This is a genomic window from Mesorhizobium sp. BHscii (assembly GCF_053848065.1).
Genome location: NZ_JBSPKW010000016.1, coordinates 69,039 through 89,921, shown reverse-complemented (window position 1 = coordinate 89,921; position 20,883 = coordinate 69,039). Strand labels below are relative to the sequence as shown.

20 protein-coding genes are annotated in these 20,883 nt (G+C 63.6%); 18 read left to right on the top strand and 2 right to left on the bottom strand.

Going from position 1 to position 20,883, the window contains the following annotated elements; all coding sequences use genetic code 11:
- Positions 1–9 precede the first annotated feature (9 nt).
- From ACWTU7_RS21480 to lepB, 9 genes are all read left to right on the top strand, one after another.
- Entirely contained in the window at positions 10–2,193 is a 2,184-nt protein-coding gene (locus tag ACWTU7_RS21480; RefSeq protein ID WP_455840116.1) for a primosomal protein N', read from the top strand.
- 110 nt (positions 2,194–2,303) lie between these two features.
- Positions 2,304–2,699: an AGROH133_08824 family phage infection protein gene (locus ACWTU7_RS21475; protein WP_065011182.1), complete on the top strand. Its 396-nt coding sequence runs from the start codon at positions 2,304–2,306 to the stop codon at positions 2,697–2,699.
- 246 nt (positions 2,700–2,945) lie between these two features.
- Positions 2,946–3,506: a F0F1 ATP synthase subunit delta gene (locus ACWTU7_RS21470; RefSeq protein ID WP_455840117.1), complete on the top strand. Its 561-nt coding sequence runs from the start codon at positions 2,946–2,948 to the stop codon at positions 3,504–3,506.
- Positions 3,506–5,035, top strand: a complete 1,530-nt coding sequence (gene atpA / locus ACWTU7_RS21465) for a F0F1 ATP synthase subunit alpha (RefSeq protein WP_029349046.1) — start codon at positions 3,506–3,508, stop codon at positions 5,033–5,035. Before ACWTU7_RS21470 ends, atpA begins: the two co-directional genes overlap by 1 nt.
- Positions 5,036–5,068: 33 nt before the next feature.
- Positions 5,069–5,953, top strand: coding sequence for a F0F1 ATP synthase subunit gamma (locus tag ACWTU7_RS21460; protein ID WP_029349044.1), 885 nt, complete (start codon positions 5,069–5,071; stop codon positions 5,951–5,953).
- A gap of 73 nt (positions 5,954–6,026) precedes the next feature.
- Positions 6,027–7,610, top strand: a complete 1,584-nt coding sequence (gene atpD, locus ACWTU7_RS21455) for a F0F1 ATP synthase subunit beta (RefSeq protein ID WP_455840118.1) — start codon at positions 6,027–6,029, stop codon at positions 7,608–7,610.
- On the top strand, positions 7,610–7,849 hold the full coding sequence (locus ACWTU7_RS21450; protein ID WP_455840119.1) for a hypothetical protein: 240 nt from the start codon (positions 7,610–7,612) through the stop codon (positions 7,847–7,849). Before atpD ends, ACWTU7_RS21450 begins: the two co-directional genes overlap by 1 nt.
- Positions 7,849–8,256 (top strand): F0F1 ATP synthase subunit epsilon, encoded by a 408-nt coding sequence (locus ACWTU7_RS21445; RefSeq protein WP_455840120.1) that lies wholly within the window; start codon positions 7,849–7,851, stop codon positions 8,254–8,256. The genes ACWTU7_RS21450 and ACWTU7_RS21445 overlap by 1 nt, the downstream gene beginning before the upstream one ends.
- A 94-nt stretch (positions 8,257–8,350) precedes the next feature.
- Complete coding sequence (gene lepB / locus ACWTU7_RS21440) at positions 8,351–9,313, top strand: signal peptidase I (RefSeq protein WP_455840121.1); 963 nt, start codon at positions 8,351–8,353, stop codon at positions 9,311–9,313.
- 51 nt (positions 9,314–9,364) lie between these two features.
- Here the strand turns inward: lepB and ACWTU7_RS21435 are convergent, their stop codons facing one another.
- The gene (locus ACWTU7_RS21435; RefSeq protein ID WP_455840122.1) at positions 9,365–10,849 is read right to left on the bottom strand and encodes a mannitol dehydrogenase family protein; all 1,485 of its coding nucleotides are present in this window, start codon (positions 10,847–10,849) and stop codon (positions 9,365–9,367) included.
- Positions 10,850–11,024: 175 nt separating this feature from the next.
- Here ACWTU7_RS21435 and uxaC point away from each other — a divergent pair, with 175 nt between their 5' ends.
- From uxaC to recQ, 9 genes are all read left to right on the top strand, one after another.
- Entirely contained in the window at positions 11,025–12,434 is a 1,410-nt protein-coding gene (gene uxaC / locus ACWTU7_RS21430) for a glucuronate isomerase (protein ID WP_455840123.1), read from the top strand.
- Between the two features lie 36 nt (positions 12,435–12,470).
- Positions 12,471–13,448 carry a TRAP transporter substrate-binding protein gene (locus tag ACWTU7_RS21425; protein WP_029349035.1) on the top strand — a complete coding sequence of 326 codons (978 nt, stop codon included), beginning with the start codon at positions 12,471–12,473 and terminating at the stop codon, positions 13,446–13,448.
- 103 nt (positions 13,449–13,551) lie between these two features.
- Entirely contained in the window at positions 13,552–14,079 is a 528-nt protein-coding gene (locus tag ACWTU7_RS21420; protein WP_029349033.1) for a TRAP transporter small permease, read from the top strand.
- A 4-nt stretch (positions 14,080–14,083) separates the two neighbouring features.
- A complete protein-coding gene (locus ACWTU7_RS21415; RefSeq protein ID WP_127209765.1) occupies positions 14,084–15,364 on the top strand; it encodes a TRAP transporter large permease in 1,281 nt (426 codons plus the stop codon).
- Positions 15,365–15,373: 9 nt separating this feature from the next.
- Complete coding sequence (locus tag ACWTU7_RS21410; protein WP_455840124.1) at positions 15,374–16,150, top strand: FadR/GntR family transcriptional regulator; 777 nt, start codon at positions 15,374–15,376, stop codon at positions 16,148–16,150.
- Positions 16,151–16,177: 27 nt separating this feature from the next.
- Complete coding sequence (kduI, locus tag ACWTU7_RS21405) at positions 16,178–17,035, top strand: 5-dehydro-4-deoxy-D-glucuronate isomerase (RefSeq protein WP_455840125.1); 858 nt, start codon at positions 16,178–16,180, stop codon at positions 17,033–17,035.
- Positions 17,032–17,799: a 2-dehydro-3-deoxy-D-gluconate 5-dehydrogenase KduD gene (kduD, locus tag ACWTU7_RS21400; protein ID WP_455840126.1), complete on the top strand. Its 768-nt coding sequence runs from the start codon at positions 17,032–17,034 to the stop codon at positions 17,797–17,799. The genes kduI and kduD overlap by 4 nt, the downstream gene beginning before the upstream one ends.
- A 20-nt stretch (positions 17,800–17,819) precedes the next feature.
- Positions 17,820–18,158, top strand: a complete 339-nt coding sequence (locus ACWTU7_RS21395) for a cupin domain-containing protein (protein WP_455840127.1) — start codon at positions 17,820–17,822, stop codon at positions 18,156–18,158.
- A gap of 418 nt (positions 18,159–18,576) precedes the next feature.
- Complete coding sequence (gene recQ / locus ACWTU7_RS21390) at positions 18,577–20,415, top strand: DNA helicase RecQ (protein ID WP_455840128.1); 1,839 nt, start codon at positions 18,577–18,579, stop codon at positions 20,413–20,415.
- A 59-nt stretch (positions 20,416–20,474) separates the two neighbouring features.
- Here recQ and ACWTU7_RS21385 read toward each other — a convergent pair whose 3' ends face one another.
- Complete coding sequence (locus tag ACWTU7_RS21385; RefSeq protein WP_029349021.1) at positions 20,475–20,798, bottom strand: hypothetical protein; 324 nt, start codon at positions 20,796–20,798, stop codon at positions 20,475–20,477.
- Between the last annotated feature and the right edge of the window lie 85 nt (positions 20,799–20,883).

Sequence of the window (20,883 nt, the reverse complement as noted above, 5' to 3'; positions counted from 1 at the left end):
TCACGCCTCATGATCGAAGATTCGCCCTTTGTCGCGGCCGCACCGGTGTTGGTGCCGATGCCCGCCGAGCGGCCTTACACCTATGCCGTGCCCGCCGGCATGCGCGTGGTGCCGGGCTCGATCGTGCGCGTTCCGCTCGGTCCGCGCCAGGTCGCCGGTATCGTTTGGGACGGCGCCGTCGAAAAGGTCGATGCCAAGAAGCTGCGCCCGATCGAGCAGGTCTTCGACTGCCCCCCGATCGACCGCGCCATGCGCCGCTTCGTCGACTGGATCGCGCAATACACGCTGTCGCCGCCCGGTATGGTGGCGCGCATGCTGCTGCGGGCGCCGGAGGCCTTCGACCCGGAACCGTGGATCGAAGGGCTGCAACGCACCTTCGCTAAACCCGACCGGATGACGGGTGCGAGGATGCGCGTGCTGGAAACAGCCGAAGGCGGGCTCGCCTGGACGCGGTCCGGTCTGGCGCATGCCGCCGGCGTCTCGTCGACCGTTATCGACGGGCTGAAAGCGCAAGGCGTGTTCGATACGGTTATGATCCCGCCGCGACCGGTGGTCGCAGCACCCGATCCGAATTACGCCCAGCCTTCGCTGATGCCGGACCAGAGCGATGCGGCCGAGATGCTGCGCACCAATGTCGCCGCCGGCGCATTCGGCGTCACGCTGCTCGACGGGGTAACCGGATCGGGCAAGACGGAGGTCTATTTCGAGGCGGTTGCGGCGGCGCTCGACCGTGGCATGCAGGTGCTGATCCTGCTGCCGGAGATCGCGCTGACCCATGCCTTCCTCGAGCGCTTCCAGGAACGGTTCGGCGCCAAGCCGGCGGAATGGCACTCGGACCTGCCGCCAAGGATGCGCGAGCGCGTCTGGCGGCAAGTGGCGGAAGGTGGCGTCCGCGTCGTTGCCGGCGCGCGTTCGGCGCTGTTCCTGCCGTTCAGGGAACTCGGGCTGATCGTCGTCGACGAGGAGCACGACCCGGCCTACAAGCAGGAAGACCGCGTCTTCTACAATGCGCGCGACATGGCGGTGGTACGCGGCCATATCGGCGGCTTTCCGGTGGTGCTCGCCTCAGCCACGCCGTCGGTCGAAAGCCGGGTCAATGCGAGCCAAGGCCGCTATAGCAGGGCGGTGCTTTCGGCGCGCTTCGCCGAGGCGGCGCTTCCCGACCTGAAGACGATCGACATGCGCCGCGCTCCGCCGGCGCGCGGCGGTTTCCTGTCGCCGGTGCTGCTTGGCCATATGCGGCAGACGTTGGAGAAAAAGGAACAGTCGCTGCTGTTCCTCAACCGGCGCGGCTATGCGCCGCTGACGCTGTGCCGGGTCTGCGGCCATCGCTTCGGCTGCCCGGTCTGCTCGGCCTGGCTGGTCGAGCACCGCTTTCGCGGCCAGCTCGTCTGCCACCATTGCGGACACAATGAGCGACGGCCCGAGGCCTGCCCGGAATGCGGCACGCTTGATCATCTGGTCGCCTGCGGGCCGGGCGTCGAACGCATCGCCGAAGAGGTCGTCGCGCATTTCCCCGACGCCCGAACCATCGTCTTGTCGTCCGACCTGATGGGCGGCGTGCGGCGGCTGAGGTTAGAGCTTGAAGCCATCGCCAACGGCGAGGCCGACATAGTCATCGGCACGCAGCTCGTCGCCAAGGGCCACAATTTCCCAAACATGACCCTGGTCGGCGTGGTCGACGCCGATCTTGGCCTGGCCAATGGCGATCCGCGTGCCGCCGAGCGCACCTTCCAGCTGCTCAGCCAGGTGACCGGCCGCGCCGGCCGTACCGGCAAGAAGAGCCTTGGCCTGCTGCAGACCTTCCAGCCCGACCATCCGGTGATGCGGGCGATCGTCTCCGGCGATGCCGAGGCCTTCTACGAACGCGAGATTGCCGAGCGCGAGCGGGCGGCGCTGCCGCCCTTCGGCCGGCTCGCCGGCGTCATCGTCAGTGCGGCGACGCGGGCGGAAGCCGAAGGGCACGCCCGCGGCCTGCGGCGGGCGGCGCGCCAGGCCTCCGACCTGTTCGTGCTCGGCCCGGCCGAGGCGCCGCTGTCGCTGATCGGCGGCCGCCATCGCTTTCGCCTGCTGATCCAGGGCGAGCGGCGCGCCGACATGCAGGGGTTCATTCGCACCATGCTGGCCGAGGGACCGAAGATACGGGGCTCGGTGCGGGTGCAGGTCGACATCGACCCGCAGAGCTTTTTGTGAGAGGCCGTCAGCTCACAGGTTTTCCGTAATTTGCCGACGCCATCTGGCGCATGTCTCTTCCTTCGCTAGAATGCCCGAAATTTCGAACCAGCCATTTTCGAGGGGGCAGTATGGAATTTGCGTTTCCGTGGCCGATGAGCCAGGGCGAGTGGCTGGCGTGGTCGAGCGCCGTTGTGACCTTGCTGTTCGGCCTGCTGCTGTTCCTGGCGCCGGGGCTGGCCTTCCGGATTCTGCGGCTGCAGGTCAAGCCTGAGAAGGCGGCAGCGATCGCCGAAGGGCGCGGCCGGATGTCGGGTTTTTATCTTGGCGTCAGCCTGTGCTGCATTCTGCTGGCGCAACCGCTGCTTTACATGGCGCTTGGCTTTTCCTGGCTGTTCACCGCCTTCGGCCGCCTGCTGTCGATGATGTCGGACGGCGCCAACACGCCTTTCAACTGGGCGTCCATCGTGGTGGAACTGGTGCTGGCGGCGCTGCCGCTTGCCTTCGCCTTCGGCTTTGTGCCTTGAATCAAAGGCTAATTCGGGACCGACGGTCGAACCGCACCGCCGGATGCGACAATAGTGCCTGAAAACCATGCGGGACGACGCATTGCGGTCTTAAAATGCCTGTGCTAGACGGCAATCGACTTTCGGCCGGGGATAGCGGAAGCCGCGCCTCCGTGCTTGGAAAAACGCAGTAAGGTCAAAGATTTAGCTAGAGTTTTCGCTCGCGCCAACAATCTGCGGCCTGTCAGACAAGAGAAAAGACGGTCCGTGGCCCAATCGTCATCGCCAATCTCAGGTGTCGCAGAGCGCTATGCGGGTTCGCTGTTCGAGCTCGCGCTCCAGGCGAATTCGGTGGCCCAGGTCGAGGCCGACCTCAACAGTTTCGCGGCAATGCTCGAAGGCAGTGCGGAACTTGCCCGTCTGATCAACAGCCCGGTGTTCTCCAGCGAGGACCAGGCCAAGGCCATTGCGGCGATCGCCGACAAGGCAGGGATCACCGGCCTCACCGGCAATTTCCTGCGCGTCGTCGCCCAGAACCGCCGTCTGTTCGCCATTCCCGGCATGATCAAGGCATTCCGCCGGGTCGCCGCCGAGCACCGTGGCGAGACCGCCGCTGAAGTTACCTCGGCGCATGCGCTGACCGACGCCCAGCAAACCGAGCTGAAGGCGGCGCTGAAAAGCGTTGCCGGCAAGGATGTCGCGATCACCGTGACCGTCGATCCGTCGCTGCTCGGTGGGCTGGTGGTCAAGATTGGCTCGCGCCAGATCGACACGTCGCTTAAAACCAAACTCAATTCGCTCAAGCTTGCACTGAAAGAGGTCGGCTGATGGACATCCGCGCCGCGGAAATTTCCGCAATTCTGAAAGACCAGATCAAGAATTTCGGCAAGGAGGCCGAGGTCTCCGAAGTCGGCCAGGTTCTGTCCGTCGGTGACGGCATCGCCCGCGTCTATGGCCTCGACAATGTTCAGGCCGGCGAGATGGTCGAGTTCCCCGGCGGCATCCGCGGCATGGCGCTCAACCTCGAAGCCGACAATGTCGGCGTCGTCATCTTCGGCGCCGACCGCGACATCAAGGAAGGCGACATCGTCAAGCGCACCGGCGCTATCGTCGACACGCCTGTCGGCATGGGCCTGCTCGGCCGTGTCGTCGACGCGCTCGGCAACCCGATCGACGGCAAGGGCCCGATCCAGGCGACCGAGCGCAAGCGCGTCGACGTCAAGGCGCCCGGCATCATTCCGCGCAAATCGGTGAACGAGCCGATGTCGACCGGCCTCAAGGCCATCGACGCGCTGATCCCGGTCGGCCGCGGCCAGCGCGAGCTGGTCATCGGCGACCGCCAGACCGGCAAGACCGCGATCATCCTCGACACGATGCTCAACCAGAAATCGGTACACGAACACGGGCCGGAGAAGGAAAAGCTCTACTGCGTCTACGTCGCCGTCGGCCAGAAGCGCTCGACCGTCGCGCAGTTCGTGAAAGTTCTCGAAGAGCGCGGCGCGCTCGACTATTCGATCATCATCGCCGCCACCGCTTCCGATCCGGCGCCGATGCAGTTCCTGGCGCCGTTCACCGCCTGCACCATGGGCGAATATTTCCGCGACAACGGCATGCATGCGCTGATCAGCTACGACGACCTGTCGAAGCAGGCCGTCGCCTACCGCCAGATGTCGCTGCTGCTGCGCCGCCCGCCCGGCCGCGAAGCCTATCCGGGCGACGTCTTCTACCTGCATTCGCGCCTGCTGGAGCGGGCCGCCAAGCTAAATGACGACAATGGCGGCGGTTCGCTGACGGCGCTGCCGATCATCGAGACCCAGGCCAACGACGTGTCGGCCTACATCCCGACCAACGTCATCTCGATCACCGACGGCCAGATCTTCCTGGAAACCAATCTGTTCTTCCAGGGCGTCCGCCCGGCGGTCAATGTCGGCCTGTCGGTGTCGCGCGTCGGCTCCTCGGCGCAGATCAAGGCGATGAAGCAGGTCGCCGGCTCGATCAAGGGCGAGCTCGCGCAATATCGCGAAATGGCGGCCTTCGCCCAGTTCGGCTCCGACCTCGACGCCGCCACGCAGCGCCTGCTCAATCGCGGGGCGCGCCTGACCGAACTCCTGAAGCAGCCGCAATTCTCGCCGCTCAAGGTCGAGGAGCAGGTCGCGGTGATCTTCGCCGGCGTGAACGGCTATCTCGACAAGCTGGCAATCGACCAGGTCAGCAAATTCGAGCATGGCTTGCTCAGCCACATGCGCTCGGCCGGCAAAGAGGTGCTCGACGGCATCCGCAAGGAGAAGGCGCTGTCGGACGATCTGCGTGCCAAGCTGAAGGCGGAGATCGACACCTTTGCCAAGACCTTTGCTTGAACGAAGCCGGACGGACGGGATCAGGTTTGAAGCATGCCTTCACTAAAAGACCTTCGTAACCGTATCGCCTCGGTCAAGGCGACGCAGAAGATCACCAAGGCGATGCAGATGGTCGCCGCGGCGAAGCTGCGTCGCGCGCAGGAAGCGGCGGAAGCGGCGCGCCCCTATTCGGAGCGCATGGGCGCTGTGCTGGCCAACATCACCCAGGCGATTGGCGGCGGTGGCGAGGCCCCGGCGCTGATGACCGGCACCGGCAAGGACGACGTGCATCTGCTCGTCGTCTGCACCGCTGAGCGTGGTCTGTGCGGCGGCTTCAATTCGCAGATCGCACGCCTTGCCCGCGACCACATCCGCAAGCTTCTGGCCGATGGCAAGCAGGTCAAGATCATCTGCGTCGGCAAGAAGGGGTTCGACATCCTGCGCCGCGACTACGCGGCGCTGATCCTCGAGCGCGTCGACCTGCGCGAAGTGAAGACGCTCGGCTTCATCAACGCCGATGCCATTGCCAAAAAAGTCATCCAGCTCTTCAACGAGGGCGGCTTCGACATCTGCACGCTGTTCTATTCTCAGTTCAAGTCGGTTATCAGCCAGGTTCCAACGACGCAGCAGATCATTCCGGCAGGCGTGGCTTCCGCCCCCGCCGAGGTGGCCGGTGGCGGCAATGCCGTCTATGAATACGAGCCGGAGCCGGGCGAAATCCTCTCCGACCTCATTCCGCGCAACATTTCCGTACAGGTCTTCCGTGCGCTGCTCGAAAACGCGGCCGGCGAGATGGGCGCCAAGATGAGCGCCATGGACAATGCGACGCGCAACGCTGGCGACATGATCAACAAATTGTCGATCACCTACAACCGCCAGCGGCAGGCGCAGATCACCAAGGAATTGATCGAAATCATTTCGGGCGCCGAGGCGCTCTAGGCGCGCTCCGATGAAGGTCAGCGACCTTCAGGCGGATTGCGTGAGAAACAAAGAGACGAAAAGGGTAAAGACGATGGCGAAAGCAGCGACCCCCCAGAAGGCGGCCCCGAAGGCTGCCGCGACGGCGGCAGCACCGGCAAAGGCTCCGGCAGCGGCAGCGAAGGCCGCTCCGGCCAAGAAAGCGGCGGCGCCCGCCAAGGCTGCCGCGGCGAAGGCGCCGACCGTTGCCATCAACAAGACTGGCTTGGCCGGCAAGGTTCGCCAGGTCATCGGCGCCGTGGTCGACGTGCAGTTCGGCGAACATCTGCCGGCGATCCTGAACGCGCTGGAAACGTCCAATGTCGGCAATCGCCTCGTGCTCGAGGTGGCCCAGCATCTCGGCGAAAACACCGTGCGCTGCATCGCCATGGATTCGACCGAAGGTCTGGTTCGCGGCCAGGACGTCTATGACACCGGCGCACCGATCACCGTGCCGGTCGGCCCCGGCATGCTCGGTCGAATCATCAACGTCATCGGCGAGCCGGTCGACGAGGCAGGCCCGGTCGACGGCATCGAGATGCGCTCCATCCACCAGCCGGCTCCGGCCTATGTCGAGCAGTCGACGGAAGCGCAGATCCTGGTCACCGGGATCAAGGTCCTCGACCTGCTTGCGCCCTATGCCCGCGGCGGCAAGATCGGCCTGTTCGGCGGCGCCGGCGTCGGCAAGACGGTGCTGATCCAGGAACTGATCAACAACGTTGCCAAGGCGCATGGCGGCTTCTCGGTGTTCGCCGGCGTCGGTGAGCGCACCCGCGAAGGCAACGACCTCTATCACGAGTTCATCGAGTCCGGCGTCAACAAGAAGGGCGGCGGCGAAGGATCCAAGGCGGCGCTCGTCTACGGCCAGATGAACGAGCCACCGGGTGCGCGCGCCCGCGTCGGCCTGACCGGCTTGACGGTTGCCGAATATTTCCGCGACCAGGGCCAGGACGTGCTGTTCTTCGTCGACAACATCTTCCGCTTCACGCAGGCTGGCTCCGAAGTGTCGGCGCTGCTCGGCCGTATTCCTTCGGCCGTGGGCTACCAGCCGACGCTGGCCACCGACATGGGTGCGCTGCAGGAGCGCATCACGACGACGACCAAGGGCTCGATCACCTCGGTGCAGGCGATCTACGTGCCGGCCGACGATCTGACCGACCCCGCGCCGGCGACTTCGTTCGCCCACCTGGACGCGACGACCGTGCTCAACCGCGCGATTTCGGAAAAGGGCATCTATCCGGCCGTCGATCCGCTCGATTCGACCTCGCGCATGCTCGACCCGATGGTCGTCGGCGAAGAGCACTACCAGGTCGCGCGCCAGGTGCAGTCGATCCTGCAGCGCTACAAGTCGCTGCAGGACATCATCGCCATCCTGGGCATGGACGAGCTGTCCGAAGAGGACAAGCAGACGGTGGCCCGCGCCCGCAAGATCGAGCGCTTCCTGTCGCAGCCCTTCTTCGTCGCCGAAGTGTTCACCGGCGCGCCGGGCAAGCTGGTCGATCTCGCCGACACCATCAAGGGCTTCAAGGGCCTCTGCAATGGCGACTATGATCACCTGCCGGAAGCCGCCTTCTACATGGTCGGCGGCATCGAGGAAGCCGTCGAGAAGGCACAGCGCCTGGCGGCCGAAGCGGCTTAATGGTCGAAGATGTAGATCCGGACTTCTGCTGTCACACGCTGAGAGAAGTGACAGCAGATATTCCGGAGCCCGCGTCGCCGTCAATATACCTTACCGAAAACGGGGTATTGATGATGGTCGTGGGAATTATTGAGACAGAAAACGGTCTGGCGTACATGGACCAAGCAATGGCGTACTGTCCATTCTGCGGCACCCACATTCAGGACGTGGAAGCCTTAGCCAAAGAGAAGATTCAATAATGGCCGACAGCTTTCAATTCGAACTGGTCTCGCCGGAGCGCCTGCTGGTTTCCGAGCAGGTCGAGTCCGTCGTCATTCCGGGCGCCGAAGGCGAAATGACCGTCATGGCCCATCACGCGCCGGTCATGACCACGATCAAGCCGGGCGTCGTCACGGTGAAGACCGCGGCAGGCAAGGAAGAACGCTACGTCGTGTTCGGCGGCTTTGCCGACATCGTTCCGGCCGGCTGCACGCTGCTCGCCGAATCGGCAGTAGCCGTCGGCGACATCGATCGCGCCGACCTGACCCGCCGTATCCAGGAAGCCAGGGAAGACGTCGCCGACGCCAAGGACGACCAGACGCGCAGCAAGGCCGAGCAGTTTCTTAGCCAACTCACCACACTCGAAGGCGCCATCCTGCCTGCTTGAAGCGAAGATCAGTCCGGCAATTGCTAAGCGAGGCTTGCCTCGCTTTTTTGTTTGAGGGACAGTCCGACTTTGCTTGCCTTGGGGGCGGTACCCGGTGACTGAAGACACAAGGTCGAGATCCGGATGGTCGGCGGCCCTGGTGTCGGCCTTTGGCGGCCCGTTCGGCGGATTTCTTTGGATCGGCAGCGGCAAGCTGGCGGTCATAAGTCTGGTCGCGATCAGTGCCGCAAGCATCGCCCTTTGCTACATCGGGTTCCCGGTTTTGCCGGGCATCGATCTTTCCGGATTGGCCAATCTTTCAAGTATCGGCATAGCGATATTTTCGGTGGTGCTCGTTGTTCCCTTTGCGCATCGATTCAAGCCGGACAAGTGGTACGCGCATGGACTTTCGGTTCTGGTGCTGGCCTTTCTGGCCTCGTCTCTGGCTGCGTTTGCGATCCGGTCGTTCCTGTTTCAGCCATTCTCAATACCGGCCAGCAGCATGGTGCCAACGCTTGAGGTCGGCGACTATCTGTTCGCGTCCAAATTTGCTTACGGCTACAGCCGCCACAGCGTCCCCTTTGGCTTGCTGCCGATCGAAGGGCGGACGTTCGACACGGCGCCGGCGCTAGGCGATATCGCAGTCTTCAGGCGGCCGTCTGATCCCAGCACCGACTACATCAAGCGCATTGTCGGCCTTCCTGGCGACAAGATCCAGATGATCGACGGCGTCCTTCACATCAACGACCATGCGGTGAAGCTTGAAGAGACCGGTTCTTACTCCTCCGATGAAATCCGGTCAGCCAAAGTGCAGCGCGAAACATTGCAGAACGGCGTCTCCTACTCGGTCCTCGACGTGATCGGCGGATCGACGGGCGACAACACCCAGCCTGTTGTCGTTCCGGCCGGCCGCTACTTCATGCTTGGCGACAATCGCGACAGTTCCGCCGATAGCCGTTTTGATATGGGCACTATTCCGTATGAGAATTTGGTCGGCAAGGGCGTTCGCCTGTTTTGGAACTCCAGAGGTGTCGACTACTCGTCACGGCACACCTTGGACGGTCTGACAGGCAAATAGCTTCAAGTCGTCGCCGCCTCCACCGCACGCACGACGGCGCGCGGTTCTGCCTCATGTTTTCGCACCCTGTATGCCCAGCGCTGTGAAAGCGGCAGCCACGCCGCCCTGGCGCAAGCGTTCGAGATGGGCGGCCGCGAGGTCGATCAGCGTCAGGCGCTCAGCACCGCCCTTGGCGAAGCCGGCCAGGTCGAACACCGCCGCCACCGTTTCGCCCGCCGACAGATGCCGAGTGTCGAGTGCAGCCAGGGCCAAGTCGAGCGGGTCGGTGAAATGGCTTTCCGGCAATGCTTCGCCGCGCGCCTCGCAAGCAGCGATCCAGGCGGCTACCACCAGCATCAGATGCGCGGGCGGCGCACCGGCACTCATCCGCTCCATGGCCGAGGCAACGATGCGCTGCGGCAGTTTTTGGCTGCCGTCATTGGCGATCTGCGCCGTCCGATGGGCGAGCGCGGTGTTCGAATAGCGCTTGGCAAGCTGGGCGGTGTAGTCGGCCGTGTCGAGCCCGGCGTCTTTCGGTAGCGTTGTGATGGCTTCGGCCCACAATCCGTCGACGAATTGCCGGATCGCCGGATCGGCGAAGGCGCGGTCGACCGTCTCATAGCCGCTGAGCAGGCCGAGATAGGCGATGGCCGAATGCGAGCCGTTGAGCAGGCGCAACTTCATGTCCTCGAACGGCCCGACATCACCGACCATGGTAACGCCGAACTTTTCCCAGTCCGGCCTGCCCGCCGGGAAATCATCTTCGACCACCCATTGGCAGAACGGCTCGGTCATCACAGGCCAGGCGTCCTCGATGCCGAGCTGGCCTGATATCCGTGCCCGGTCGGCATCGGTGGTCGCCGGCACGATGCGATCCACCATGGTCGACGGAAACGCCACCTCGTCGGCGATATGGCGGGCGAGATCGGTGCCGCGCAACGCGGCGAATTCGACCAGCAGCCGGTGCAGCGTGGCGCCATTGGCCGGGAGATTGTCGCAGCACAGCACGGTGAATGGCTGGATACCGGCGGCGCGCCGGCGCGCAAGCGATTCGGCGAGAAAACCATGCGCCGTTCGCGGCGTGCGCGGGTTGGCCAGATCGTGGACAATGTCGGGATGGGCTGTGTCCAGTCCGCCACCCGCCGCCCTGAGATAGGCCTTTTCGGTGATCGTAAGCGTGACGATGGAGGTGCGCGGGTCAGTCAGCGCGGCCAGCACCGCACCCGGATTTTCCGGGGCCACCAGCATCGACACGATCGAGCCTACGACGCGCAGGCTTTCGCTGTCGCTGCTCCTGACCGCCAGCGTGTAGAGCCCGTCCTGCGGCGCCAGCGCGTCGCGTGTCTCGGTGCTGCGCAGCGAGACGCCGATAATGCCCCAATCCATCTCTCCCGCCGCCAGGCAATCGTCGACATAGGCTGCCTGATGGGCGCGGTGGAATGCGCCGACGCCGAGATGGACGATGCCGGGTAGGACACGGTTGCGGTCGTATCCTGGGACCGCGACCGAGGCCGGCAATGCCTGCCGCGTAGTGTTGGAAAGGCGACTGTGTGTCATCGTGCGATGGGTCTGATCGAGCTGGTGCCGGGTTGGCCAGCATGCGGCGTAACATCCGTTTCTTTCCCGCACAATGGGCTGACGTTGCGTAAAAGTCATCATACAACAATCTATTTTTTGTATGTTGACATAATTTATTTCCGATCCTACCGATGGCCGGGTTGGGAGGAACGACGTGGCCGCATTGACCGATCCGGATTTGCTGTTTCCCTCGGAGGCGCGTCCGCGTTCGGTTGCCCGCGAGCTTTATGCCGGGGTGAAGGATCTGCCGATCGTCAGCCCGCACGGTCACACCGATCCGCGCTGGTATGCGCTCAACGAGGCATTTCCCGATCCGGCGCAATTGTTGATCGTGCCGGACCATTATATCTTCCGCATGCTGTTCAGCCAGGGCGTCCGGCTCGAGGACCTTGGTGTGCCGACGCTCGACGGCTCACCGGTGGAGACCGACGGCAGGACGATCTGGCGGCGCTTCGCCGAGCACTATTATCTGTTCCGCGGCACGCCGACGCGCCTGTGGTTCGACTATGTGCTTGCCCATCTGTTCGGCATTGAAGAGCCGCTGAACGCGGCGACGGCCGACCGCCACTACGATATAATTGCGACCCTGCTGCAGTGGGAGAATTTTCGCCCACGCGCACTGTTCGAGCGCTTCAACATCGAGGTCATCGCGACGACCGAAGGCGCGCTCGACGATCTCAGATGGCACCAGATGATCCGCGACAGCGGCTGGGAGGGCCGCGTCGTCACCGCCTACCGGCCGGATGCAGTCGTCGATCCCGACTTCGAAGGCTTTTCGGCCAATCTCGATCGGCTCGGCGACATCACCGGCTGCGACACCGGCACCTGGGCCGGCTATCTCGATGCGCATCGCCAGAGAAGGGCCTTCTTCAAAAGTTTTGGCGCCACCGCGTCGGATCACGGCCATCCGACAGCGGAGACCGCCAATCTGTCGGATGCCGCCGCACAGGAGCTGTTCAACCGCATCCGCCGGGGCTCGGACGACGAGCGCGAGCGAAAGTTGTTTCGTGCCCAGATGCTGACCGAAATGGCCAAGATGAGCCGCGACGATGGGTTGGTCCTGCAGATCCATCCCGGCTCCTGGCGCAATCATTCGCCTGCCGTCTTCCGGAGGTTCGGCAGGGACAAGGGGTTCGATATCCCGATCCGAACCGACTATGTGACGGCGCTGAGGCCGCTGCTCGACTGCGTCGGGCTGGAGCGCGACCTCACCATCATCCTCTTCACGCTCGACGAGACCAGCTATGCGCGCGAACTGGCGCCGCTCGCCGGCGTCTACCCGGCGCTGAAGCTCGGGCCGGCCTGGTGGTTCCACGACAGCCCTGAGGGCATGCGCCGGTTTCGCGAGATGACCACCGAGACGGCCGGCTTCTACAACACCGTCGGCTTCAACGACGACACCCGCGCCTTTCCATCCATCCCGGCTCGCCACGAGGTGGCGCGTCGGGTCGATTGCGCCTTTCTTGCGCGTCTCGTCGCCGAGCATCGGCTCCGCGAAGACGAGGCGCACGAGCTGGCGCAGGAACTTGCCTATACGCTCGCAAAAAAGGCGTACCGGCTCTAAGGGCGATTGCCGCCATCGTTCAACGGGAGGAAACCAATGCTGCATTTTTCTAGACTGGCGGGAGCTACGCTACTGGCCGCCGCACTGATGGCCGGAACGGCAAGCGCCCAGACGGTTCTGCGCTCGTCCGACACGCACCCGGACGGCTATCCGACGGTCGAGGCGGTCAAATATTTTGGCGAGCTTGTCAAAGAGCGCACGGCCGGCCGCTATTCGGTCGATGTCTATCATTCCGCGCAGCTCGGCGAGGAAAAGGACACGATCGAGCAGGTGCGCTCCGGCGTGATCGACCTCAACCGCGTCTCGATGGCGCCGTTCAACGGACTCATCCCGGAAACCACCGTGCCCTCGCTGCCCTACATCTTCCGCTCGGAAGACCATATGCACAAGGTCATGGACGGGCCGGTCGGCGACCAGATTGCGGCGGCGTTCGAACAGGTCGGGCTGGTGCTGCTCGCTTTTTATGACGGCGGCGCGCGCTCCTTCTACAATTCGAAGAAGCCGATCAACACTGTAGCCGATCTGGCCGGCATGAAGTTCCGCGTTATCCAGTCCGACATCTTCGTCGACATGGTGGCTGCACTCGGCGCCAACGCGACGCCGATGCCGTATGGCGAAGTGTATTCGGCGATCGAGACCGGGGTCATCGACGGCGCGGAGAACAATTTTCCGAGCTACGACACCGCCAAGCATGCGGAAGTCGCCAAGTTCTATTCGCTCGACGAGCACACGATGGTGCCGGAAGCCTTCGTCATGGCGAAGTCGAGCTGGGACAAACTGACGCCGGAAGACCAGGCGATCTTCAAGGCGGCCGCCAAGGAAAGCGTCGCCAAGCAGCGTGAGCTGTGGGCCGCCAAGGTCAAGGAATCGCGTGCCAAGGTCGAGGCGGCCGGTTCGCAGATCACGACACCGGACAAGCAGCCCTTCATCGACGCGATGGGTCCGGTCTACGAAAAGCACGTCAAGGACGACAAGCTGAAGGCGATGGTCGAGGCCATCAAGGCCGTGCAGTGATCAAGCGGCGGCGCGGGCATTCCGCGCCGCCATCCTCTTGCGGAGAGAACCGGTGACCTCCAGCTCAGAACAGAGACTGCCCCTGCCCGGCATCGCGCGGGTGATGTCGCGTGTCAGCACGGCGGCGCTGTGGATTGCCGGCGTCGGGCTGGTGCTGATGACCGCCTTCGTCGCCTGGCAGGTGTTCGGCCGCTATGTTCTGAACCGGTCGCCGAGCTGGACCGAGCAGGGCTCGGTGATGCTGATGAGCTGGTTCATTTTCCTCGGCGCGGCCGTCGGGGTGCGCGAGAACTATCACCTCGGCTTCGACGTCCTGCTCTACGTCCTGCCGAAGGGCGGCAAGCGTTGGCTGAGGATGATCTCGGACCTCGTCGCGCTCGCCTTCGGCATCGGCATGATCTGGTATGGCAGCCAGCTGGTTGCATTGACCTGGGGTGCCACCTTGCCGTCGCTCGGCATATCAGGAGGCTGGGACTACGTCCCGCTTGTCGCGGGAGGCGCGCTCATCGTGCTCTTCACGCTGGAGCGCATCGTGCTTCGCCTTTCCGGTGCGCCGATCGACGATGCGCTCGATGAACTGCCGCCTGCGGAAGTCGCAGCCGAACTCGACACAGCGAACGTGAAGGTCTGACGCCATGGAACTCTGGATACTCTTCGGCGTCTTCACCGTTCTGATGCTCATCGGCACGCCGATCGCTTTCTGCCTCGGCGTCGCAAGCTTTGCCACCGTCCTCTACATGGGCCTGCCGCCGCTCATCGTGTTCCAGCGCCTGAATTCCGGCATGAGCGTCTTTTCGCTGCTGGCCATTCCGTTTTTCATCTACGCCGGCGACTTGATGGTGCGCGGCGGCATCGCCAGCAAGATCGTTGCCTTCGCCGGCTCGCTCGTCGGCCACATGCGCGGCGGCCTCGGGCAGGTCAACATCGCGACCGCTACACTGTTCGGCGGCATTTCGGGCTCCGCGGTGGCGGAGGCAGCGGCGGTAGGCGGCTTGATGATCCCGCAGATGAAGGCGCGTGGATATGGAGCCGATTACGCCGTCAACGTCACCTCGATGGCGGCGCTGATCGCGCTGCTCCTGCCGCCGTCGCACAACATGATCATCTACTCGATCTCGGCAGGCGGAAAGATTTCGATCGCCGACCTGTTCACCGCCGGCATTATCCCGGGGCTGCTATTGGCTCTCGCACTGATGATCACCGCCTATTTCGTGGCGCGCTCCCGCGGTTATCCGACCGAGCCGTTTCCGGGCTTCGCCGCCGTCGCGCATCTCCTCGCTATCGCGGTGCCCGGCCTGCTGCTGATCGCGATCATCTTCGGCGGCGTGCGATCGGGCGTTTTCACGGCCACCGAGAGTTCCTGCATCGCCGTCATCTATGCGTTGCTCGTGACGGTCCTGGTTTACCGGCAGATGACCTGGGAAGGTTTCGTTCATGCCACCCATGGCGCGGTGCGCACCACGGCCATGGTGCTGCTTATCATCGGCATGGCGGCGGCGTTCTCGTGGTTGATGGCCTTCCTGAAAGTGCCGGCAGCGCTGATAGCCTCGATGAACGCGATCTCAGAGGATCCGCTGGTCGTGCTTCTCCTGCTCAATCTCTTGATGCTGTTCCTCGGCACGTTCATGGACATGGGGCCGACGATCATCATCTGCACGCCGATCTTCCTGCCCGTGGCGCAGGCCTACGGCGTCGATCCGGTGCATTTCGGCGTCATCATGATCCTCAACTTCGGCATCGGGCTGAACACGCCGCCGGTGGGCGCGGTGCAGTTCGTGGCGTGCGCAGTGGGCAAGATATCCGTCTGGGAAGCGATGCGCTCGATCTGGCCATTCTATGGCGCAGGCCTCGTGGTGCTGGGGCTCGTCACTTACATTCCGGCCATCTCGCTATGGCTGCCGAGCGTCTTCAAATAGGGGTTGGCAATGGCATCGGATACGGCGATCAGCCTGAAGGTCGAACGCAAGCCCAAGCTGTCGGAGACCGTGGTCGCGTCGATCCGCAAGCAGTTGCAGGCGGGCGAGATCCAGCCGGGCCAAAAGCTGCCGACCGAGGGCCAGCTGACCGAAACTTTCGGGGTCAGCCGCACCGTCATCCGCGAAGCGCTGGCCAAGCTTGCCGCCGACGGTCTGGTCGAGCCGCGGCAAGGCGCCGGGGTCTTCGTCACCGAGCATATCTCGACGATGTTCGGCACGCTGGCCGCGGATATGGGCAGCAAGGATTCGATCGCCCTCAACGTGCTCGAGGTGCGCCTGGCGATCGAGATCGAGTCCGCCGGGCTCGCCGCTATCCGTCGCAATGCCGCGCAGGAAGCAGCGATCCAGGAGGCGTTCTTCGAGTTCGAGCGGCTGCTCTTGAACAGCGAGCCGACAGGTCCGGCCGACCTTGCCTTCCACCGCGCGATCGCCAGCGCCACCAACAATCCGTTCTATGTCGAGATGCTCGATGTGCTCGGCCGGCGTGCCATTCCTTGCGACGTGACGTCACCGTGGTCCACCGAGCTCGCCCAATCCGACCTCTACCAGCGTGGGCTGCAAGGCGAGCATCTGGTGATCCTGAACGCCATTATATCAGGCGATGCCGAGGCCGCGCGCGAGGCCATGCGCGCGCATCTCACCGCGAGCCAGCAGCGCTATCGTGAGCGCTTGCACGCGCGTCAGAGTTTTTATGCCGAGTCTGTCAAGGCCGCGGCAACCGAATGACCAATGAGGCAGCCCAATGGGACAGCAATGAATCACACTGACAATCACACTGACTTCACCTCGCGCTTCGCCATCGACCCTGTTACTGCCGCGGCGATGGGGACGGACGAGCTCCGTCATAATTTCCTGATCGAAGGCCTGTTCCAGCTCGGCCGCATCGGCCTGACCTACACTCATTACGACCGCATGATCGTCGGCGGCGCCATGCCCGCGGGCATCCCGCTGCCGCTGGAAGCGATCAAGCCGACCGGGACAAAGAATTTTCTCGATCGCCGCGAACTGATCGCCGTCAACATCGGCGGCAGCGGCATCGTGAAAGCTGGCGGCCGATCCTACGAGCTGCAGCCGCGCGACATGCTATATCTCGGCATGGGCGCCAACGAGCTGTCGTTCGCCTCAGTCAACCCAGCCGAGCCGGCTAAATTCTATCTGCTCAGCGCGCCGGCGCATCAGAGCCATCCCAGCCAGCTGATCCGCATCGGCGATGCCAAGCGGCTCGATCTCGGCAGCCAGGCGACCTGCAACGAACGCTCGATCTTCCAGTTCATCCATGCCGAAGGCGTCAAAACCTGCCAACTCGTCGTCGGCATGACCCAGCTTGCGTCAGGCTCGGTCTGGAACACCATGCCGTGCCATGTGCATGATCGGCGCATGGAGGCTTACCTCTACTTCGATCTGCCGGAAGCGGCGCGCGTGTTCCATTTCATGGGCGAACCGGATGAGACACGCCATCTCGTCATGCGCAATGAAGAAGCGGTGCTGTCGCCGGGATGGTCGATCCATTCGGGCGCCGGCACCTCCAACTACGCCTTCATCTGGGCGATGGCTGGCGACAATGTCGACTATACCGACGTCGATCCGATAGCGATGGAAGAGCTGCGGTGAGCGACCTCTCCGCATTCAGCCTGGCCGGCAAACGCATCCTCGTCACTGGCGCCAACACCGGCATCGGCCAAGGCATCGCCCTGTCGATCGCGCGCGCCGGTGGTGCGGTGGTCGGCGTCGGCCGTTCGGCGATGGACGAGACGGCGGAAAAGGTCGCTGCGGCGGGCGGACGCTTCGAGGCGGTGCGCTGCGATCTTGTCGACCATGCAGCCGCCCAGGCGGTACTCGATCGCATCTGGGACGAATCCGGGCCGCTCGACGGGCTGGTCAACAATGCTGGCATCATCCGGCGCGCCGACGCCGTCGATCTGACGCAAGCCGATTGGGACGACGTCATGGACGTCAACCTGAAGACAGTCTTTTTTCTCAGCCAGAGCTTCGCCACGCGCGTGCTTGCCGATCCGGAACGGCGCGGCAAAATCGTCAACATCGCGTCGGTGCTGAGCTTCCAGGGCGGCATCCGCGTCGCCTCCTATACGGCGTCGAAGCATGGCGTGCTCGGCATCACCCGGTTGCTCGCCTGCGAATGGGCGTCGAAAGGCATCAACGTCAACAGCATTGCGCCCGGCTACATCGAAACCAACAATACCGAGGCGCTGCGTGCCGATCCAGACCGCAGCGCCGCCATTCTGGCGCGCATTCCAGCCGGGCGTTGGGGCGGGCCGGAAGACATCGGCGACGCGGCCGTCTTCCTGCTGGCGCCAGCGTCAAACTACATGCATGGCGCAGTGGTGCCGGTGGACGGCGGCTGGTTGGCGCGATGAGGCCAGATGAGGATTTGGCGATGACTGGAACCAAGATATTTTCGCACGCCGGCGAGGGCGCATGGACGCCGACCCCGGATGGCAATCGCAGGCGCGTGCTGCTGCACACGGACGAACTGATGATGGTCGAGTTCGGTTTCGACAAGGGCGGTGTCGGTGCGCTGCATTCGCACCCGCATGTCCAGGCGAGCTACGTCGCCGAAGGTCGCTTCGAGGTCACCATCGACGGCAGGACCGAGATCTTGGAAGCTGGAAGCAGCTTCATTGTCCCTTCCAATTTGGTCCATGGCGTCAAGGCGCTCGAGGCCGGGCGCCTGGTCGACAGCTTTACGCCGCACCGCGCCGATTTCCTCGCCTGACGCTACAAGAACGAACGCAAGTCACTACGCAGCGGCAGCTATCTTCGCAAACGAAAAGCCCGCGCCTCCGGAGAGACGCGGGCGTGTTGCCTGGGCGCTTGTGGCGCCGCGGTACTCAAAACATCACCGCAGAACCTGAACCTGCCGAATTATGATGAAGATAGGATTAACCCGGCCAGAGCCGACGCGATATTCACAGGCAAAGCGAATAGGGGCTGGAATCATGATCCCATATCCGCCAATGAGGGAGATCTTTCAGACGGCGCCGACGGAGACGGGACTTGAGGGGTGATCGAGCATTCGAATCTGCGGTCAAGGCAGGCATCTGCAGATTCGCGGGGGAGCTGTGGTAGGTCACATCGCAAGTGGCCGCTCCCACGCTACCTTTTCAGGCGGCGCCGATCGTAGAAATTCCCTGATGCAGGTATCGACGGCGAGCGTCCGGGCGGAGGATCCCAAGCGGCGTGTCCTGAAGGATGTGTTCGGCTTCGATAATTTTCGTCCCGGCCAGGATGCTGTGACGGAGGCACTGCTGGCCGGGCGTCATGTGCTGGCTGTGATGCCGACCGGCGCTGGCAAATCGCTCTGCTACCAGGTCCCGGCGCTGGTCCTTGGCGGGCTCACCATTGTCGTTTCGCCGCTGGTGGCGCTGATGCAGGACCAGGTCGCCGCATTGCGCCTTGCCGGCGTGGCGGCCGATACGATTAATTCCTCGCTCGATCGCGATGCCAATGTCGCCGCATGGCGCCGTGTCGCGGCTGGCCAAACTCGCCTGCTCTATCTGGCGCCGGAGCGGCTCATGACCCCGCGGATGCTTGAGGCGCTGGCCAGGCTCGACATCCGGCTGATCGCTGTCGACGAGGCGCATTGCATCTCCCAATGGGGTCCGGCGTTCCGGCGCGAATATGAAGAGTTGTCGCGGCTGCGCGGCATCTTTCCTGATGTGCCGATCATTGCGCTGACGGCGACAGCGGACGAGACGACGCGCACCGACATCGCCGCACAGCTGTTCGCTGGCTGCGTCGAAACCCTGGTGCTGGGCTTCGACCGGCCGAACATCAAGCTTGGCATCGAGGCCAAGCAGGACGGCAAGCGCCAATTGCTGAGCTTCGTACAGCGTCATGCCGGCCGCAGCGGCATCGTCTATTGCCTGTCGCGCAAGAAGACGGAAGAGATGGCGGCGTTCCTCGAGAAGAACGGCGTGCGCGCGCTCGCCTATCATGCCGGCATGAGCAAGGACGCGCGTGAAGCGAATCAAAACGCATTCATGACCTTGTCCGGCGTCGTGATGGTGGCGACCATCGCCTTCGGCATGGGGATCGACAAGTCTGACGTCGCCTATGTCTTCCATACCGATCTGCCGGGCAGCCTCGAAGCCTATTATCAGGAAATCGGCCGTGCTGGCCGCGACGGGCGGGCTGCCGAGGCACATATGCTCTTCGGTCTCGGCGATATCCGCATGCGGCGGCTTTTCATCGACGACGAGGACGCACCGGCGGAGCATAAAAGACGCGCGCATGGCCGGCTCGACACGCTGATCGGTTATTGCGAAACGGCCCAGTGCCGTCGCCAGATCCTGCTTGGCTACTTCGGCGAAACAGCAACGCCTTGCGGCAATTGCGACAACTGCCTTGACCAGACGCCGCAAGCGGATGGCGAGGCGGAGGCGCGGATCGTCTTCGCGGCCATCGCGCAGACCGGCGAGCGCTTTGGCGCTGCCCATATCGTCGACGTTCTGCTCGGCCATGAAACCGAGAAGGTCCTGGCCAGGAACCACCACAGGCTTGCCAGCTTCGGGACCGGTGTGGCGCACAAGAAGGATGTCTGGCTGTCCTTGGTCCGCCAACTCGTCGCGGGAGGATTCCTGACACTGGACTCAGGCGGCCATGGCGGCCTCGCCATCGCCGAAAAAGGTCTTGAGCTGGCCCGTGGCGACGTCTCGTTCCGCTATCGCGTCGAGGTGCGGAGCCGCGCGTCGCGTGGTAAGACGCGTCCCGCTGCTGCTGCGGGTACGGAAGACCTGGATACCGCCCTCTTGGCCACGCTCAAGGCGGTACGGCTGCGTCTTGCCCGGGAGCGCCAGGTGCCGGCGTTCGTGATCTTCTCCGATCGTACACTGATCGATATGGCCGAACGCTGCCCGCGCGACCTCGACGCCTTCGCCGCAGTCAATGGCGTCGGCGCCGCGAAGCTCAGGGAATTCGGCCAGATATTCCTTGGCGCAATCGCCGCGCACCAGTCCGGGGTGTCGGTCTGAAGATTGCATCAAGGCGATCGCGCCGACGGGTAGCCACTTAGACCACTGCGGCGGCGCAATCAGCACTTGCTTCGTCTCACCGCCGCGATCGCAGCCTCCTGCTGCCGCAGCTGCTCGATTTTTGCGCTCTGGCGGGCAGTGACGGCAGAGGCGACACGCCGGGCGCCCCATAGCCAGTCCGGAATATTGCTTTTCGCGACTTTGCCCCGAGTGATCGCTGTCGCCGACATCTCCTTGGCGACTTCGCCCATGGCCACGTTGAGTTCGACGCAGCTCATCTTGTCGTATTTCGCGGCATCAAAGGATGCGTGGAAGGGCGATGCGCAACCTCCGATAAATACGAAGCTGCAAATCAGGGGCGTGGCTGCAGTGATCGCCTTCATTTTTTATCAAGCAGGTTTGACGCCGACCGGGCGAATATCAGAGGGTTCTCGATTGTTCCCGAGGTTTTGCGTAACGGAAGCATGT

Excerpts from the sequence above, each read along its gene's own strand:
- ACWTU7_RS21480 (WP_455840116.1), top strand. The coding sequence starts at position 10 with ATGATCGAAGATTCGCCCTTTGTCGCGGCCGCACCGGTGTTGGTGCCG.
- ACWTU7_RS21475 (WP_065011182.1), top strand. The coding sequence starts at position 2,304 with ATGGAATTTGCGTTTCCGTGGCCGATGAGCCAGGGCGAGTGGCTGGCG.
- atpA (WP_029349046.1), top strand. The coding sequence starts at position 3,506 with ATGGACATCCGCGCCGCGGAAATTTCCGCAATTCTGAAAGACCAGATC.
- ACWTU7_RS21460 (WP_029349044.1), top strand. The coding sequence starts at position 5,069 with ATGCCTTCACTAAAAGACCTTCGTAACCGTATCGCCTCGGTCAAGGCG.
- atpD (WP_455840118.1), top strand. The coding sequence starts at position 6,027 with ATGGCGAAAGCAGCGACCCCCCAGAAGGCGGCCCCGAAGGCTGCCGCG.
- ACWTU7_RS21450 (WP_455840119.1), top strand. The coding sequence starts at position 7,610 with ATGGTCGAAGATGTAGATCCGGACTTCTGCTGTCACACGCTGAGAGAA.
- ACWTU7_RS21445 (WP_455840120.1), top strand. The coding sequence starts at position 7,849 with ATGGCCGACAGCTTTCAATTCGAACTGGTCTCGCCGGAGCGCCTGCTG.
- ACWTU7_RS21435 (WP_455840122.1), bottom strand. The coding sequence starts at position 10,849 with ATGACACACAGTCGCCTTTCCAACACTACGCGGCAGGCATTGCCGGCC.
- ACWTU7_RS21425 (WP_029349035.1), top strand. The coding sequence starts at position 12,471 with ATGCTGCATTTTTCTAGACTGGCGGGAGCTACGCTACTGGCCGCCGCA.
- ACWTU7_RS21420 (WP_029349033.1), top strand. The coding sequence starts at position 13,552 with ATGTCGCGTGTCAGCACGGCGGCGCTGTGGATTGCCGGCGTCGGGCTG.
- ACWTU7_RS21415 (WP_127209765.1), top strand. The coding sequence starts at position 14,084 with ATGGAACTCTGGATACTCTTCGGCGTCTTCACCGTTCTGATGCTCATC.
- ACWTU7_RS21410 (WP_455840124.1), top strand. The coding sequence starts at position 15,374 with ATGGCATCGGATACGGCGATCAGCCTGAAGGTCGAACGCAAGCCCAAG.
- kduI (WP_455840125.1), top strand. The coding sequence starts at position 16,178 with ATGAATCACACTGACAATCACACTGACTTCACCTCGCGCTTCGCCATC.
- ACWTU7_RS21395 (WP_455840127.1), top strand. The coding sequence starts at position 17,820 with ATGACTGGAACCAAGATATTTTCGCACGCCGGCGAGGGCGCATGGACG.
- recQ (WP_455840128.1), top strand. The coding sequence starts at position 18,577 with ATGCAGGTATCGACGGCGAGCGTCCGGGCGGAGGATCCCAAGCGGCGT.
- ACWTU7_RS21385 (WP_029349021.1), bottom strand. The coding sequence starts at position 20,798 with ATGAAGGCGATCACTGCAGCCACGCCCCTGATTTGCAGCTTCGTATTT.